Here is a 15,913-nt window from a genome sequence, read left to right as displayed (position 1 = left end):
ATTCTCATTAATAATTAAGTGGATAATAAAACTGCTTTAAAAACTCCCAATAAAACAAACTTTGATGATTAAAGGAATCAAAAACATGGCTTATTCTTTACCCGCTCTTCCTTATGCCTATGATGCACTCGAACCCAATATTGATACGAAAACGATGGAAATTCATCACAGTAAACACCATCAAACCTACATCAATAACATTAATGGCGCGATTGCAGGCACAGAATGGGAGAAACTGTCTGTGGAAGATTTGGTTGCCAAAGTCAATGAAGTCCCTACTGATCTTAAAAAGATGGTGATCAATAATGCAGGTGGTCATGCCAACCACTCACTGTTTTGGACGGTCATGAGTCCACAAGGTGGTGGCCAACCGACTGGAGCTGTGGCAAAGGCTATTGATGAGCAACTCGGTGGTTTTGATGCTTTTAAAGATGCATTTACCAAAGCCGCGATTAGCCGTTTTGGCAGTGGTTGGGCATGGCTGAGCGTGACACCTGAACGCAACCTGATTGTTGAAAGCAGTGCAAATCAGGATTCCCCTCTTATGCACGGTCATACCCCTATTCTCGGTTTAGATGTATGGGAACATGCGTATTATCTAAAATACCAAAACCGCCGTCCTGAATATATCAATGCCTTTTATAATGTGGTCGATTGGGATGAAGTAAATCGCCGTTACCATGCTGCGTTGCAGACTAAAAATTAATTACACACCTCAATCCATCTAGAGCTTAGAGTCTTTTAAAATGAACACATTCTGTACAAAAGACTCTAACGATATCTTGTGTATCGTATATGTCTCCTTGCGAAATTTTTTGCATATTTTGTGTATTAAAAGACTGCCCTATTGTCTATAGAATCATTTACAATAAATGCACTTAAAGTAAAACCCAGCAAATCTGCAAGGAATGAAACATGACAACCATTACTTTACCTGCACTTCCATATGGCTACGAAGATCTTGCTCCACACATCAGCAAAGAAACTTTAGAATTCCACCACGACAAACACCACAATACTTATGTTGTTAACCTAAACAACCTAATCAAGGGTACTGACCTTGAAGGCAAAACTTTAGAAGAAATCATCACAGCTTCTGCTGGTGATGCATCTAAAGCAGGTATCTTCAATAACGCAGCACAAGTTTGGAACCACACCTTCTACTGGAACTGTATGGCTAAAAACGGTGGTGGTAAAGCAACAGGTGCTTTAGCAGCGAAAATTGATGAAGCATTCGGTTCTTACGAAAAATTCGCTGAAGAGTTTGCTGCTGCTGCAACAACTCAATTCGGTTCAGGTTGGGCTTGGTTAGTTGCTGACGAAGTAAATGGCAACCTTTCTATCCTTAAAACTTCAAATGCAGACACTCCACTTGCACACGGTAAAGTTGCAGTGTTAACCATTGACGTTTGGGAACATGCTTACTACATCGACTTCCGTAATGCGCGTCCTGTTTACATCAAAACTTTCCTTGAAAGCCTTGTAAACTGGGATTATGCAAACGCGAAATATGCAGGTCAAGCTGCTGGCGTTGAAAAATAAGATTCGTCTTGTTTAAAAAACCGCTCTTTTTGAGCGGTTTTTTTGTTTTTGCAGCCTAAACGCATATTTATAAAGCAAACAATTCATTTCTCAATATTTTTTGCTTGACCCATTTTCCTTTCCTCCCTAAAATGCGCATCAGATTCTCCAATAGCTCAGTCGGTAGAGCGACGGACTGTTAATCCGCAGGTCCCTGGTTCGAGCCCAGGTTGGAGAGCCACTATTCTTCCATAGCTCAGTCGGTAGAGCGACGGACTGTTAATCCGCAGGTCCCTGGTTCGAGCCCAGGTGGAAGAGCCAAGATTCTAAAAAGCCCAAGCATTGTGACTTGGGCTTTTTTTATCACTCATTGCTTTGATCCACACCCTATACCATTTTGTTATACAGCTATGACATATCAAATTGTTTATAAAAAAAACATTTAATCTAAAATTCGACTTTTTTTAGAATTGTAACTTGACCGATGTGTAATTTTCTCTATACTGCATTTCAGATTCTCCAATAGCTCAGTCGGTAGAGCGACGGACTGTTAATCCGCAGGTCCCTGGTTCGAGCCCAGGTTGGAGAGCCAAATTTTAAAAAGCCCAAGCATTATGACTTGGGCTTTTTTCTATCTATAAAAACGACATTCACCCATAAATGAAACTAAGATCTCAAAATCACTCCAAAGTATCTTTCCATACAAACCTTTCTCATCTTGCCCCCCAAAAAATGTCTTCATAAAAAGTGTATGGCTGAATCAAATCGCATCAATAAAAGCTAAACCGTTTATTTTTAAATCATTTAAAGCAAATTATATAAAAATATCAGGCCAAAGACTTGACCCTTTGAGCTTTGCCACATAGAATGCGTGCAGATTCTCCAATAGCTCAGTCGGTAGAGCGACGGACTGTTAATCCGCAGGTCCCTGGTTCGAGCCCAGGTTGGAGAGCCAAAATTCTAAAAACCCACTCCATGCGAGTGGGTTTTTTCTTTGCGCTAGAAAATATTGTGTTCGATCTGAGTCAAATCATCTTTTTTATCATCGGCTGCTTCGCCACTATTACGTTAGTGATGATGGTCTACCCTGACCTGTTTCGCCGTAAACAAAAGTTTTATGCCAAACACGTCATTACGCCGTTTGAACGTAAAATGTTTATTCGCTTAAAAGAAGCCTTTCCACGCCATCATGTTCTAGCTCAAGTTTCATTTAGTTCACTGATTACCAGTAATCACTATAAAATACGGGCCAAATTTAACCGTAAAGTCACCGATTTCGTTTTATTAGATGAACAATTAGCAGTCGTGGTGATTATTGAACTCGATGATCCTTCCCATATCGGCAAGGAACAAGAAGATGCAGAACGTGATGCCATGCTCAATGAAGCAGGTTACATCGTTCTGCGTTTTACTGAAATTCCAAGCATTCGCCAACTGCATAAACACATTGGTATCACGCCTGCAATGCGTGCTTGAATTATTTTGAGACCGCGCTGCTCGCTTCCTGCTGTGCGAATTGCTTTTCGGCAGCCAACTTTGCTTGAATACGCTGCTGTTGTTCTTCTTTAATACGCTGATATTCCGCTTGGTTTTTTGCATCGCTTTTTACCGCCAAAAAAGCAATCCCTAAAATAAGCAATGGAATCACAATACCAAGACTCGCTAAAAACATCACTTTTGGCGTTAGTTTTTGAGTTGATTTCGTCATAGCCAGCCTATTTCCAATATCTAGATTTTGATGGGCCAATACTATAACAAAAAAAGAGCCTCAATCATGAGGCTCTGTCTTCAGTTTAAATGGTTAATTTTATGTCGGTGCTATACCTGTACAATTTTCATTGGTGCTGGCATCTTTTTGTGCATCAGTTAGTACAATACCCGTACCTGCAGCCATATAGGTCTGAATAAAATCTACAGCCTCCTTATTTTGACATACGATTGCCTGCGTATGCGTCGCCTTCGGTACAATAGTTAGTTTATAACCATCAGCATAAGCATTTTGCGGGAAGTATGTGGTCGCTTTTGCTTTCATATTTGCATATAACGCTTGCGTCACTATAGGTAGTACTGCTTGATCATTCGCACCTTGAATAATAAATACAGGAGTTTTAATCACCTTCGCAGCAGTGGCATTGGTTGCTGGTTGATTATCCGCCAAGAATTTCTGAACCACTGGATCTGTTTTAATTTTATTTAAATCAACACCATACTGAGAAGTCCAGTGTGTTGGATCTGCCAAGAACTCTACAACGCCCGCTTTAAATTGTTCTTGTAAGCCATTTGCACTATTCGGTGCTGGATAACCTAAACATGCACCATCATCGCCTGTACGTCCATAAGCACTTTCTGCAATTTCAGCAGCGCCAGGGGTAAAGATATTTTTTAAATCATAGTCAGGCTGATACGCTTTAATACCCGAGCTTGTGAGTGCCGCATAAGCCAAGAGTTCAGCATAACCATCCGCAATTTGCGCAATCAATGCTTGGCCTTGCGCCGCTGGTAGGCCATTTGCCATTGCAATACGGACTTGTTGCAATTTGTCATCTAAAATATTCAAACCATTTGCTTTAGGTTGACCATTTGCGTCAAGATTATATTGTGGATCGAGATAAATTTGAATAATTTGTCCTAAACTGGATGCAGGTGCACCAGCCACAGCTCCTTTATAAGTAGTATCTGTATTAGCGAACTCGGCTGTACCCAATGATGCATGTCCACCTTGTGATTGGCCAATCGACATCCACGCTCCATTTAACTGGGTACCATAATGCTCTTTTGCAGCCTTGACGGCTGCAATGGCAGAATTAGCTTGGCTCGACAAATTCAAATAAGGATGTACACCTGATGTACCTAGGCCTTCATAATCTGGAGCAACAATGACATAGCCTGCAGCCAATAATGTATTCGCTAAAATTTTAAAGCGTGGATGAATCACATTTTTACTTGGCGCACAATCATCTCCGCCTCCGACCGTTCCATGCTCCCATACCACAACACGATAACCATCTTTAGGTCGAGCTACCTGTGGAAATAAAACCATTGCCGTTGCGGTCGCTGTCTTCCCCTGCACATTCGTCATGTTATAAGTCATGACTTTAATCGATGAACTATTCTCGACTGTATCTAAAGAATAATTCCCTTCCGACAGATAACTAGGTTGTTGATTTGAAGCGGGCGAATCATCATCGTCATTACAAGCAGTTAAAGACAGCATTGAAACGGCAACTGTAAGGGCTAATGCTATTTTCGAGCGTTTCATAAAATATCCTTTTATTCGTTGTTTTTTTAAGCATGAAACTACATGCCGTTTTATTAAGACATAAAAAAAGCGCCCTGTATAGGACGCTTTTCAACCAAACAATCACTTTAAATAATTAATTCTAAAAAGATTCCAGTAAAAATAATGAATCCCACCCAACGATTGTGACGGAATGCCCAAAAACAACGCTGTGGATCTCTGTCTTTGGTTTTTGACCATTGATAAATAAAATCAGCCACCACCACAAGCAATGCCATTAAACCCAATGGCATCAATAAATTTTCAAGGTAAAGCGCCGCACCGATCAAAACGACACTCATCGCCTGTAAAAGTGCAATGATTTGAATATCAAAACGACCGAACAAAATAGCTGTCGACTTCACCCCAATTTTTAAATCATATTCACGGTCGGTAATCGCATATTGAGTATCGTACGCCACAGTCCAAGCCAGATTGCCAAAATACAGCAACCAACAGGTTAAATCTAATGGCTTACCCATGGCCGTAAATGACATCGGAATTCCCCACGAAAAAGCCATGCCTAAAACAACCTGAGGCAAATGGGTATAGCGCTTCATGAAAGGATATATAAATGCGAGAAAAAGCCCACCTAAAGCACAATAAAACGTTTCAATCGGTAGAAACAACAACATACAAGCACTAGCAAAGACTAGAGCTAGAAACACATAAATGGCTTCTTTGGCCGTGATAATCCCTGTTGCTAAAGGCCTCGTTTTCGTGCGCTCTACATGCGCATCGACTTTACGATCAGCAAAATCATTAATTGCACACCCAGCCGCACGCATAAATATCGTGCCAAGTACCATCGGAATCAGAATACCAATTGGCGGTATGCCCTCTGCTGCAATCCATAGTGCCCACATGGTAGGCCAGAACACCAATTCTGTGCCAACAGGCTTATCAAAACGACATAAATAATAATAGGCTTCTAAACGTTCACGCCAAGTAATTTGATGCGCAGTTGTCATGACTGTCCTTCAGATGCTGAATTCTGCTTTTGCAAAAATTGCTCAAAACTCGCTAAAAAAGTTTCTTGAACAATAAACTTGCAGCCGTGCCAAGTATAACAGCTCTGTCTAGTCCAGCCATCTTCTAGCCAAATCACACGACGCTCACATGCTGGATTGGTGCGCTGAAACAAGAACCAACCAATCGGTTTTTTACCAATATGTTTAAAAAGCCGTGCACGGCCTTGCAAACTTAAAATCGGGAAAATGCTTTTGGCTTTCACCCAAGGCTCTACATCACTGCCATATAAAAAACTTTCTCGTACCCATGACGTATGCTGAAACGGCATGCCCATCCATTTTGCATCGATAAACTGAAGACGCTGAAAATGCTCTTTGGTTGGTTGAACCCTAAATGCTCCATCAGCCAAATCCGTCAGTTGCTGAGTAAGTGAACCTGAAGCATATAACCATGTTTTCAGTTCAGCTGGAATCTGCTGCATAAGCCTACCTGTACCATTGATTTACTGTGCGCTTAAACGCTTTTTGAGTTACGAAGAATGTATTTGATTGTAAGATTAATCTTTAGCAATTATCTGTTTTTGCAATGGTTTCAAATTTACCTTGCGGAGTTTTTACCAAAATAAAACCTTCAGCACTCAAGTAAAAACTTTGAGGATAATCATAATCCAGTGCTAATTCTGGGCTTTTCAATACAACAAATTCTGCCTGCTTATAGCCTTCAGAGGTGCGACCAACTTCGATATAAGTCACCATCGAAAAATTCAGCTTAAAACCTTTGTCATGATCTTTAGGGTCAATCCACGGATAAAAACTGGTGTGCTTCTTACGTTGTGCCATTGCTCTCATCAATTTTTTTCAAGTTAAACAGATGATACAAAAAAACCCGCGACTAGCGCGGGTTTTTTACAGTGAAATTCAGTTCAGAATTACAAGCTGTAGTACATATCAAATTCAACTGGGTGAGTTGTCGTGTTCAAGCGACGTACTTCTTCAGTTTTAAGTTCGATATATGCATCAAGCATTTCTTTAGTGAATACACCACCTTTAAGAAGGAACTCGTGATCCGCTTGAAGCGCTTCAAGAGCCATATCTAGGCTGTGCGCAACTGTAGGGATTTTTGCTTCTTCTTCAGGAGGAAGGTCGTATAAGTTTTTGTCAGCTGCTTCACCTGGGTGAATCTTGTTTTGAATACCATCAAGACCCGCCATTAACAATGCAGCGAAACCTAAGTACGGGTTCATCATTGGATCTGGGAAGCGAGCTTCGATACGTTTGCCTTTCGGGCTAGAAACGTAAGGAATACGGATAGAAGCAGAACGGTTACGTGCTGAGTAAGCCAACATAATCGGTGCTTCGAAGTGCGGAACTAAACGCTTGTACGAGTTTGTAGATGGGTTCGTAATTGCGTTCAATGCACGAGCGTGTTTGATTACACCACCAATGAAGTAAAGCGCCATTTCTGACAAACCAGCGTATTCATCACCAGCAAACAAGTTCTTGCCATCTTTAGAGATTGACATATGAACGTGCATACCAGAACCGTTATCACCAACCATTGGCTTAGGCATGAAAGTCGCAGTTTTTGCATATTGGTGCGCAACGTTCCAAACAGCATATTTGAACTGTTGTACTTCGTCTGCTTTACGAACCATTGTGTTGAAGCTTACACCAATTTCTAATTGGCAAGATGCAACTTCGTGGTGGTGTACTTCTACACGACCTGGGCCCATGATGTCTTCAATACGCGCACACATATCAGCACGCATGTCATGTGAAGAATCAACTGGAGGAACTGGGAAGTAACCACCTTTAACACGTGGACGGTGACCAGAGTTTCCGCCTTCGTAGTCTTTGTTTGTTGACCAAGCAGCTTCTTCAGCAATCAATGTATGGCGCGCACCAGACATATCAATTTCCCATTTTACTTCGTCAAATACGAAGAATTCTGGTTCTGGACCAAAGAATGCAGTATCACCAATACCTGTCGATTTTAGGTATTCTTCAGCACGGCGAGCAATCGAACGCGGGTCACGGTCATAACCTTGACCTGTTGATGGCTCAATAACGTCACAAGTAACAACTACTGTAGGCTCAGCGAAGAACGGGTCGATAAAACCAGTTGCAGCATCTGGGCGTAAGATCATGTCAGATGCTTCAATGCCTTTCCAACCAGCAATAGAAGAACCATCAAACATTTTACCGTCTTCAAAAGTATCTTCGTCGATAGTATCTGCTGGGTAAGTTACGTGTTGTTCTTTACCCTTAGTATCCGTAAAACGGAAATCGACCCATTTTGCGCCACTTTCTTGGATGAGTTGTAGGACCTTGTTCGCCATGCTCATTTTGCTCCGATGAATTTTTGTTGCACTCTTTAGTGCGTGTTAGTAGTTGGTTGTTCTAAAGCAATTACCGTACCAACTTTAAAAAGCTTAGCTAAAATGTTGAATTCATTATCAGAATAACAGTTTTAAGCTGTTTGCTTTGGCTCTATTATACTGAGCTAAAAAGTAAATGCACCATATTCAAGCATGCTTCTTCACATTTAATCTAAAAGATTTTGAGTGTGGATCATAATGGTGCATTTTTAAATTTCACTGTGCAATTTCCACCCATTTTTTATAAATTAGAGCGCTGTTTAAGCTGTTATTTTCGCCTTGATTTGACCTCAACACCTCATATTACGGCGGGCGATATACCTAAAATCAAATATAAGAAGCGTAATCAACTGTTTTTATTTGATTTTTAAAAAATTAAAAACCTCTCCTTTCAAACTAAATATAAAGCCGACATCTCAGATGTGACTAAGCAAATAAAGATGCTCTGTTTTGGTGATATTTTGGGAGTTTTTGGCTCATAGCATTAGGAGATATTCTTTTTATATTCATTGAATGTGCATACTTGATGCCAAGTAGACATAATCTGCGAGGTTTCTCGTTAGGATTTGAATCTGAGATATTCATAAACTCTATATCCGTTAGTAACAAAACCCATTGTAATTTTTAGACCCGCAAAAAAATGTCACGCCCTAGCTGTGTATTTTTTGCTATGATAATTTCGGTTTTGTGCCTCCATTCAAGTCATTGAATGAGAAAAATAATTTACTTATAGCTTTATAATGTAAACGCACGAATACCATAGGACTCTTCAAGCACATTTATGTGCATAAATTTCAATAGGTTAAGCTCATGCTTTTAATGATCGACAACTATGACTCTTTTACATACAACATCGTCCAGTATTTTGGCGAGTTAAATCAAGAAGTAAAAGTAGTACGTAATGATGCCGTGACATTGGAGGATATTGAGCGATGGCAACCTAAGTATCTTGTGATTGGCCCTGGCCCATGCTCACCTTCGGAAGCAGGAATTTCCATTCCAGCCATTCAGCATTTTGCTGGAAAAATTCCATTATTAGGGGTGTGCTTAGGACATCAGGCCATTGGTCAGGCTTTTGGCGGCGAAATCATTCGTGCCAAAAAAGTGATGCATGGGCGTTTGTCTGACATGCACCATTCGAATAAAGGCATTTTTAGCAACCTCCCTTCTCCGTTTTCAGCAACGCGTTATCACTCACTGGTGATTGATCAAGAAAGCTTGCCTGAATGCTTAGAAGTGACTTGCTGGACCAATGAAGCAGATGGCTCAATTGAAGAAATCATGGGTGTAAAGCATAAGACGCTTGCCGTTGAAGGCGTGCAATTTCACCCAGAATCAATCTTGAGTCAGCATGGCCATCAAATCTTTAAGAACTTTTTAAAAATTTACGCATAAATGAGTGCAGTGAAAAATGAATATGCAACAAGCTTTAAATAACATCACTAAAAATATTGAGTTGACGCAGCCGCAAATGGAAGACGTCATGCGCACCATCATGAATGGTGAAGCAACAGATGCCCAAATTGGTGCGCTGATGATGGGTCTTCGCTTAAAAGGTGAAAGTATTGATGAAATTACCGCAGCGGCTCGTGTCATGCGCGAGTTTGCCATCAAAATTGATGTCAGTGATGTGCCTTATTTAGTCGACATCGTCGGTACAGGTGGTGATGGTCAGAACTTATTTAACGTCTCGACTGCATCTGCTTTTGTGATTGCAGCGGCAGGTGCAACCATTGCTAAACATGGTAACCGTGGTGTTTCAACCAAATCGGGTTCCTCGGACTTGTTAGAACAAGCAGGTATCCAACTTGACTTAAACATGCAACAAACTGAACGTTGTATTCGTGAAATGGGTGTCGGTTTCTTGTTTGCCCCGAATCATCACAAAGCGATGAAGTATGCGGTTGGCCCACGTCGTGAATTAGGCATTCGCAGTATTTTCAATTTACTTGGCCCGCTTACGAATCCGGCTGGAGTAAAACGTCTAGTGATTGGGGTGTTTTCGACTGAATTGTGCCGTCCTATTGCAGAAGTGATGAAACAACTGGGCGCAGAACATATCATGGTGGTTCATTCTAAAGATGGTTTAGATGAAATTAGCCTTGCATCAAGCACTTATGTGGCTGAACTTAAAAATGGCGAAGTCACCGAGTGGGAAATTCAACCTGAAGATGTCGGAATCGAATCGCAAACTTTAACAGGTTTAATCATTCAAGATTCTGCTGAAAGTTTAAGCTTAATCAAAGATGCCTTAGGCAAAAATAAATCCGATAAAGGCGAAAAAGCAGCCAACATGATTGCTTTAAATGCAGGTGCTGGTCTGTATGTCTCTGGACTTTGTACTAGCTATAAACAAGGCGTGGCTTTAGCACATGACATCATCTACGGCGGACAAGCCTTAGAAAAGATGAGCATCCTTGCTGAATTCAGCAAAACCCTTAAACAATACGACGCTTGATAGACAGGACTTTGTCATGGTAGATATCGCAAATACGATTTTAGGCAAAATTGTGGATCGCAAGCAGGAAGAGTTTGCTGCACGCCTCAAACAACGTAGCTATAAAGATGTTGAAGAATGGGCACTTGAGGCAACTCCTGTGCGTGGTTTTGCAAAGTCTTTACTGAGCAAACAACCGGGTGTGATCGCTGAAATTAAGAAAGCATCACCATCTAAAGGCATCATTCGTGAAAACTTTGATCCTGCTGAAATCGCACAGCAATATGAAGCCGCGGGTGCTGCATGTTTATCGGTTTTAACCGATGTCGATTTTTTCCAAGGTGCCGATGAGAATATTCAAATTGCACGTTCTCACTGTGCACTACCTGCATTACGCAAAGACTTTCTGATTGATCCTTATGGGGTGATTGAAGCACGTGCTTTACATGCGGACTGTATTCTTCTGATTGTGGCATGCTTGTCCAATCAACAACTCGAAGAAATGTCTAAAACGGCTTTTGAACAGAATTTAGATGTCTTGGTTGAAGTACATGATGAAGCAGAACTTGAACGTGCTTTGCGTCTATCTGAACGTTGCGTATTGGGTGTCAATAACCGCAACTTAAAAACCTTTGATGTGGACTTAAACACTTCGATTCGTTTGAAAAAACTGCTTGAACCATCTCGTCTACTGGTGACTGAAAGTGGCATTGCGACCCCTGCAGATGTGGCGATGATGCAAGAGCATGACATTCATGCTTTCTTGGTCGGTGAAAGTTTTATGAAGCAGCCGCATCCAGACCACGCCTTTACTAAGCTGTTTGGAACACCTAAATCACTTTAATGGCATATTCAGGGTAAGGCATGCCTTTGCCCTGAATACTGTGCGATATATCCTTTCGAAAGGCCGTTGAAGATCTCGTTAAACAGCAACACATAAAAAATTATTCAATCTTAAATTACTCAATTAAACCCTGCTTCTTAGCTTCATTCACCGCTTCCATTCGAGAGCGGACCTGCAACTTGTTATAGATTTTGCGCAGATGCCATTTCACCGTATTGATGGACAAAAAAATCGACTCGGATATTTCAGCATCGGTACAGCCACGGCTTAGTTTTTCTAAAATTTGGATTTCACGTTTCTATAGCTAAATTCTAAAAACACTAGCACATGGAAACATCTGTAAAACCTCATTTCCTATGTTTTTAGGTGTGATAATAAATTAAGTATTCAGCTATATAAGGACTCAAGCCCAGAACTGCCGATCAAAGCTTCAACACTGCTTTCAGTTTATACAATCCTCTATGCATAATGCAATTCAGTTCAAATATAGGGAAAATCAGACTATAATTATCGCCTAATTTCTTATTTTGCGTATTTTTCTGACACTATGAGCAAACACGATTCATCGCTTTCTAAAGAACAGTTTAATTTACTGAAAGACTTTAAAAAGCAAATCACCAATCCGCATTCGACTGCCATCAAGCAGTCTGAGGCCCAAGCTCAAGTTGCTCCACCCGAGCCAGAAGATGATTTCGCGTTGTTTCAAAAACAAATGCAAGGTGTCCAAAAAATGGAGACCGCGAACATTGCCAAAATAGAAAAAAATCCAAAGAAAAAAATCGATGCGCAAACTTTAGCAAAACGTGCAGCGGCTGAAGGCCCTATGCATACCGATGCAACTGAGCTGTCCGATACTCAAGCGATGCTCAACCCTGTAGCGAGCCAAGCCGCACTCAGTTATCGCATTGCTACGCTGCAACACAAAGTATTTGAAGATTTAAAAGCGGGTAACATCCGTTGGTTTGAAGCAGTCGACTTGCATGGTTGCACCGTTGAAGAAGCCCGTGTCGCAGTTTTACAAGTCATTCAAATGGCCAAAGATGAAAATCAAAATGTCATTAAAATTGTGCACGGCAAAGGTCCGGAAGCCATTTTAAAAACCTATGTGAATGGTTGGCTGCGTCAACACCGCGATGTGCTGGCTTTTGTCAGTGCGCCGGAGAAGCAAGGTGGTACAGGTGCCGTTTTAGTGTTGCTAAAACGAAGCGAGAAGAACCCAAAGTTTAAACAGTAATCGGATTTTTGTCCAAAATAAGGCATTGGAATAGTTTTCTGCTACAATGCCGTCCTTGTTCAATATCAGTGTAAGTGAACACGTCTTATGTCTATGCAGCAATCCTACGCTAACATCTTAACTGCCGTTGGTGAAGACCTAACCCGTCCAGGTCTCCTCGATACGCCTATGCGTGCTGCTAAAGCTTTTTCGTATTTAACGTCTGGTTATAGCAAAAGCTTAGAAGAAGTGACCAACAATGCGGTGTTCCCATCGGACAACCGTGAAATGGTACTGGTTAAAAATATCGAGTTTTATTCACTCTGTGAACACCATTTATTGCCTTTTTATGGTCGCGTACATATTGCATATTTACCTGAAGGCAACGTCCTTGGACTCTCTAAATTTGCACGCATTACCGAAATGTTTGCACGCCGTTTACAGATTCAAGAAAATCTGACGCAGCAGATTGCAGAAGCGGTTGCAGAAGTGACAGGTGCACGTGGCGTGGCAGTTATGATTGATTCTGCACATATGTGTATGATGATGCGCGGCGTCGGCAAGCAAGAATCGACTACACGTACCGTTTCCTTTATTGGTGACTTTAAAACCAATAAAGAAGAGCGTCGTGAGTTTTTAAGTGCAGTCCCTGAAAGCTATTAATTGAAACATAAAGCCTCAACCTCTGTTGGGGCTTTTTTTTATGCATATATCATTGAACGATTCATTTTTTGTTTAGAGGAATACGCAATGTCAGCAATTTGGTTAGCAGGTCATGGTTTGACCCAAGGCGAACATAGTATTGATTTTCCACGTCCAGACCGTTTGGTCCAAGGCAACCCACAGCGCCAGACCTATAGTCTATATGAACACCCACACATGGGCTGCGGGATTTGGCACTGTGAGGTTGGTTCATGGAATATTCAATTTGCCGACAATAAACAAGAATTTTTTCAAGTGATGGAAGGCAGCATCCGTATTCATGATGCCCACACTCAAAACTTCATTGAAGTCAAGGCCGGTCAGGCAGGAATTATTCCACCGAGTTTTATCGGCACATTTGAAGTGATTGAAGCTGTAAAAAAATACTATGTGATTGTTGAGGTATAAGTACCTCAACAACCGATTTGAAACGTCTTAGAACAGTTCGTGTTTAAGTCTGAGATTTAAACACTTAACACTTTTTCAGTCATATGAATACAGTTACGCCCTTTATTTTTGGCTGCATAGAGTGCCGAATCGGCAGTGTCTAAAAAGCGTTGATAGTCAGGATGACCATTATAAACCGTACAGCCAATACTGACGGTAAAACTAAAACTTTGCCCATGAGCGGTACGAATTGGGGTTTCTTGTATCCGCATGCGAATCGTTTCAGCGATTTGTAAAGCACGCGTGAGATCACTGTCGACCAACAGCAATAAGAACTCTTCGCCACCGACACGGAAGGCATAGTCACTACCCTTCGCTACATCTAACAAGACTTCAGCAATAAAACGCAGTGCCAAGTCCCCTGCGGTATGCCCATATTTATCGTTGATACGTTTGAAATAATCCGCGTCGATTGCCAGTAGGCTCAACGCAGCATCATTTTTACGAGCAAAATTAATTTCACGCGACACAATCGTACTTAAATAACGACGGTTTAACAGCTGAGTCAGTGAGTCATTGCCTGAATCTATATATTCGGTCACTTGAAACAGTTGATCGACCAAATGCTGAATCTGTCGGTTCACGTCACGAATTTCTTGAATACGCTCCACCTTCCGAGTCTGATCCTGACAGTCGAGCACGTCAAAATTGAGGGTATCGACCTGTTGAATCAGCCTGATAATGGTCTCCACCTGCTCTGCGCCCGTAAATGCATACGCTGCTTTATGCACAAACCATAGACCAAATTCTGACTTAGACAAAGCAATGTGTTGCAACTGTGGATGCGCGGAGAAGACTTTGAACATCAACTCATTTTCCCAGTCGAGCAAAATGCTGCGCTGCTTATCTTTTTGTACTGCGACATCTTGCATTGCAGAAAATAAACGATAGCTATGCTTAACTTCATGGCTCCGCTCAGTATTGGCTTCATAGGATCTGCACATAATTTCTGTCGCAAAGCCCATAATTTGCAGCATATAACTCAGCATGTGGTGGTTATTTTCTAGCGGAAGTTCAGCCAAGAGTTCCAAGATCTTGTTTTCAATCTCACGAATACCGCGCATGATCAACCAAGAAGGAATGCCCACCCGCGCATGTACCTGCCCAACTTTTTGTTGTTTTTCAACTGCTGCATAATAAGCTTCATTCACAGCCACGTCGAAACTTTCAATGAGCCATTGGTTTAAACTGTTTTTTAAACGTTGTTGAATGATGTCATCTTTAAAAAAATCTGCAGCCTCAGGCTCCAAGACAATATTGCTATAAAATTCATTAACCAATACAGACGAATGCTGCTGAATAAAATTTTGCGCTTTAACGTGATCATTCACTGAATAATGTTGGCAAATTTTCCCCCACTGCTCGGCCAATTTAGCCATGCATTCATCATTCATAAAACTTACCTATTTATATATTTTTGAGACTTACTAGGGTGTGTTGACACTTTTAGCTTAAAAAAATAGCGAAGTAGTAAAATCAAATCGCCAAACCCAATTTTACTATTCGCTATGCCTCGTACCATGCTGACAGATCAACACTGGCAAAAGTTGAAAGTTATTCTGCGTAATTTATCCATTCACCACAACTCAAATTTACGCAATTTTATTGCAGCTATTCTCTATAGAATTAGAACAGGCTGTCCGTGGCGAGATATTCCTTGTTGTTTTGGTCATTCAAACTCTATTTTTAAACGTTTTAATCGTTGGTCAAGCAGCGGTAAGTTACTTAGATTATTCAAATTACTAGCCTCATGCCCCGATATGGAGTGGATTTTTATTGATGGCTCTCATGTACGTGCTCATCAACATTCTGCCGGCATAGCGAATCAATCTATTTCTAAAAGTGTAGGAGGAAATTCCTCAAAAATACATTTGATTGTTGATGCACATGGCAATCCTATTGATTTCATGATTACCGATGGAACCACACATGATGTTAAAGTTGCACCTGATTTAATATCAACATTAGATTTAAAAGAGACAAAAGTGGTATGTGCAGATAAAGGCTATGATTCAGAACCACTGCGTGAACAGATCAGGAAAACAGGGACTAAAGCGAATATACCAAAGAAAACAAATAGCCAATCGAACAATGACCATATGGACTGGTATTTATATAAAATC

General features: G+C 41.0%; 18 protein-coding genes and 4 tRNA genes. 14 read left to right on the top strand and 8 right to left on the bottom strand.

The window, feature by feature from the left end; all coding sequences use genetic code 11:
• The first annotated feature begins 85 nt into the window (after positions 1-85).
• The 7 genes from ACY3FQ_RS04710 (at position 86) to ACY3FQ_RS04680 (ending at position 2,997) form a co-directional block, all read left to right on the top strand.
• A complete protein-coding gene (locus ACY3FQ_RS04710; protein ID WP_279697757.1) occupies positions 86-706 on the top strand; it encodes a superoxide dismutase in 621 nt (206 codons plus the stop codon).
• Between the two features lie 209 nt (positions 707-915).
• Positions 916-1,542, top strand: coding sequence for a superoxide dismutase SodB (gene sodB / locus ACY3FQ_RS04705; protein WP_010327236.1), 627 nt, complete (start codon positions 916-918; stop codon positions 1,540-1,542).
• 144 nt (positions 1,543-1,686) lie between these two features.
• Positions 1,687-1,762 (top strand) — tRNA-Asn (locus tag ACY3FQ_RS04700).
• A 4-nt stretch (positions 1,763-1,766) separates the two neighbouring features.
• Positions 1,767-1,842 (top strand) — tRNA-Asn (locus ACY3FQ_RS04695).
• A 195-nt stretch (positions 1,843-2,037) separates the two neighbouring features.
• Positions 2,038-2,113 (top strand) — tRNA-Asn (locus ACY3FQ_RS04690).
• A 287-nt stretch (positions 2,114-2,400) separates the two neighbouring features.
• Positions 2,401-2,476: transfer RNA gene (locus ACY3FQ_RS04685), tRNA-Asn, on the top strand.
• A 56-nt stretch (positions 2,477-2,532) separates the two neighbouring features.
• Positions 2,533-2,997 (top strand): DUF2726 domain-containing protein, encoded by a 465-nt coding sequence (locus ACY3FQ_RS04680; RefSeq protein WP_035326979.1) that lies wholly within the window; start codon positions 2,533-2,535, stop codon positions 2,995-2,997.
• 1 nt (position 2,998) lies between these two features.
• Here the strand turns inward: ACY3FQ_RS04680 and ACY3FQ_RS04675 are convergent, their stop codons facing one another.
• From ACY3FQ_RS04675 to glnA, 6 genes are all read right to left on the bottom strand, one after another.
• Complete coding sequence (locus tag ACY3FQ_RS04675; RefSeq protein WP_489773650.1) at positions 2,999-3,229, bottom strand: hypothetical protein; 231 nt, start codon at positions 3,227-3,229, stop codon at positions 2,999-3,001.
• 99 nt (positions 3,230-3,328) lie between these two features.
• Positions 3,329-4,780, bottom strand: coding sequence for an alpha/beta hydrolase family protein (locus tag ACY3FQ_RS04670; RefSeq protein ID WP_489773649.1), 1,452 nt, complete (start codon positions 4,778-4,780; stop codon positions 3,329-3,331).
• Positions 4,781-4,887: 107 nt separating this feature from the next.
• Positions 4,888-5,769: a 4-hydroxybenzoate octaprenyltransferase gene (gene ubiA, locus ACY3FQ_RS04665; protein WP_489773648.1), complete on the bottom strand. Its 882-nt coding sequence runs from the start codon at positions 5,767-5,769 to the stop codon at positions 4,888-4,890.
• A complete protein-coding gene (locus ACY3FQ_RS04660; RefSeq protein WP_004695706.1) occupies positions 5,766-6,251 on the bottom strand; it encodes a chorismate--pyruvate lyase family protein in 486 nt (161 codons plus the stop codon). The genes ubiA and ACY3FQ_RS04660 overlap by 4 nt, the downstream gene beginning before the upstream one ends.
• An 82-nt stretch (positions 6,252-6,333) precedes the next feature.
• Positions 6,334-6,609 (bottom strand): hypothetical protein, encoded by a 276-nt coding sequence (locus ACY3FQ_RS04655; RefSeq protein WP_489773647.1) that lies wholly within the window; start codon positions 6,607-6,609, stop codon positions 6,334-6,336.
• Positions 6,610-6,698: 89 nt separating this feature from the next.
• The gene (glnA, locus tag ACY3FQ_RS04650) at positions 6,699-8,114 is read right to left on the bottom strand and encodes a type I glutamate--ammonia ligase (protein WP_005400480.1); all 1,416 of its coding nucleotides are present in this window, start codon (positions 8,112-8,114) and stop codon (positions 6,699-6,701) included.
• Positions 8,115-8,957: 843 nt separating this feature from the next.
• Here glnA and ACY3FQ_RS04645 point away from each other — a divergent pair.
• Genes ACY3FQ_RS04645 through trpC form a run of 3 tightly spaced genes read left to right on the top strand, consistent with a single transcriptional unit; the run spans position 8,958 to position 11,428 of the window.
• Positions 8,958-9,542: an anthranilate synthase component II gene (locus tag ACY3FQ_RS04645; protein WP_279692653.1), complete on the top strand. Its 585-nt coding sequence runs from the start codon at positions 8,958-8,960 to the stop codon at positions 9,540-9,542.
• A 16-nt stretch (positions 9,543-9,558) separates the two neighbouring features.
• The gene (gene trpD / locus ACY3FQ_RS04640) at positions 9,559-10,605 is read left to right on the top strand and encodes an anthranilate phosphoribosyltransferase (protein ID WP_004982613.1); all 1,047 of its coding nucleotides are present in this window, start codon (positions 9,559-9,561) and stop codon (positions 10,603-10,605) included.
• 16 nt (positions 10,606-10,621) lie between these two features.
• Positions 10,622-11,428, top strand: coding sequence for an indole-3-glycerol phosphate synthase TrpC (trpC, locus tag ACY3FQ_RS04635; RefSeq protein ID WP_279692650.1), 807 nt, complete (start codon positions 10,622-10,624; stop codon positions 11,426-11,428).
• Positions 11,429-11,543: 115 nt separating this feature from the next.
• On the opposite strand, the gene ACY3FQ_RS04630 is transcribed toward trpC, so the two are convergent.
• Positions 11,544-11,717 (bottom strand): helix-turn-helix transcriptional regulator, encoded by a 174-nt coding sequence (locus ACY3FQ_RS04630; RefSeq protein ID WP_341767785.1) that lies wholly within the window; start codon positions 11,715-11,717, stop codon positions 11,544-11,546.
• Positions 11,718-11,975: 258 nt separating this feature from the next.
• Between ACY3FQ_RS04630 and ACY3FQ_RS04625 the strand changes: the two genes are divergently transcribed.
• The 3 genes from ACY3FQ_RS04625 (at position 11,976) to ACY3FQ_RS04615 (ending at position 13,751) form a co-directional block, all read left to right on the top strand.
• Positions 11,976-12,662 (top strand): Smr/MutS family protein, encoded by a 687-nt coding sequence (locus tag ACY3FQ_RS04625; RefSeq protein WP_004982632.1) that lies wholly within the window; start codon positions 11,976-11,978, stop codon positions 12,660-12,662.
• A 93-nt stretch (positions 12,663-12,755) separates the two neighbouring features.
• Complete coding sequence (gene folE / locus ACY3FQ_RS04620; RefSeq protein ID WP_171054237.1) at positions 12,756-13,304, top strand: GTP cyclohydrolase I FolE; 549 nt, start codon at positions 12,756-12,758, stop codon at positions 13,302-13,304.
• Positions 13,305-13,391: 87 nt separating this feature from the next.
• Entirely contained in the window at positions 13,392-13,751 is a 360-nt protein-coding gene (locus ACY3FQ_RS04615; RefSeq protein WP_279692648.1) for a cupin domain-containing protein, read from the top strand.
• A gap of 56 nt (positions 13,752-13,807) precedes the next feature.
• Here the strand turns inward: ACY3FQ_RS04615 and ACY3FQ_RS04610 are convergent, their stop codons facing one another.
• Positions 13,808-15,184, bottom strand: a complete 1,377-nt coding sequence (locus tag ACY3FQ_RS04610; RefSeq protein ID WP_279692646.1) for a diguanylate cyclase — start codon at positions 15,182-15,184, stop codon at positions 13,808-13,810.
• A 114-nt stretch (positions 15,185-15,298) separates the two neighbouring features.
• Between ACY3FQ_RS04610 and ACY3FQ_RS04605 the strand changes: the two genes are divergently transcribed.
• On the top strand, positions 15,299-15,913 hold a 615-nt coding region (locus tag ACY3FQ_RS04605), incomplete at its 3' end, for an IS5-like element ISAba31 family transposase (protein WP_489773646.1).

The sequence above is a fragment of the Acinetobacter sp. AB03 genome (assembly GCF_058107045.1).
The sequence above is the reverse complement of the archived record's forward strand: the minus strand, read 5'-3'. Positions and strand labels throughout refer to the sequence as shown.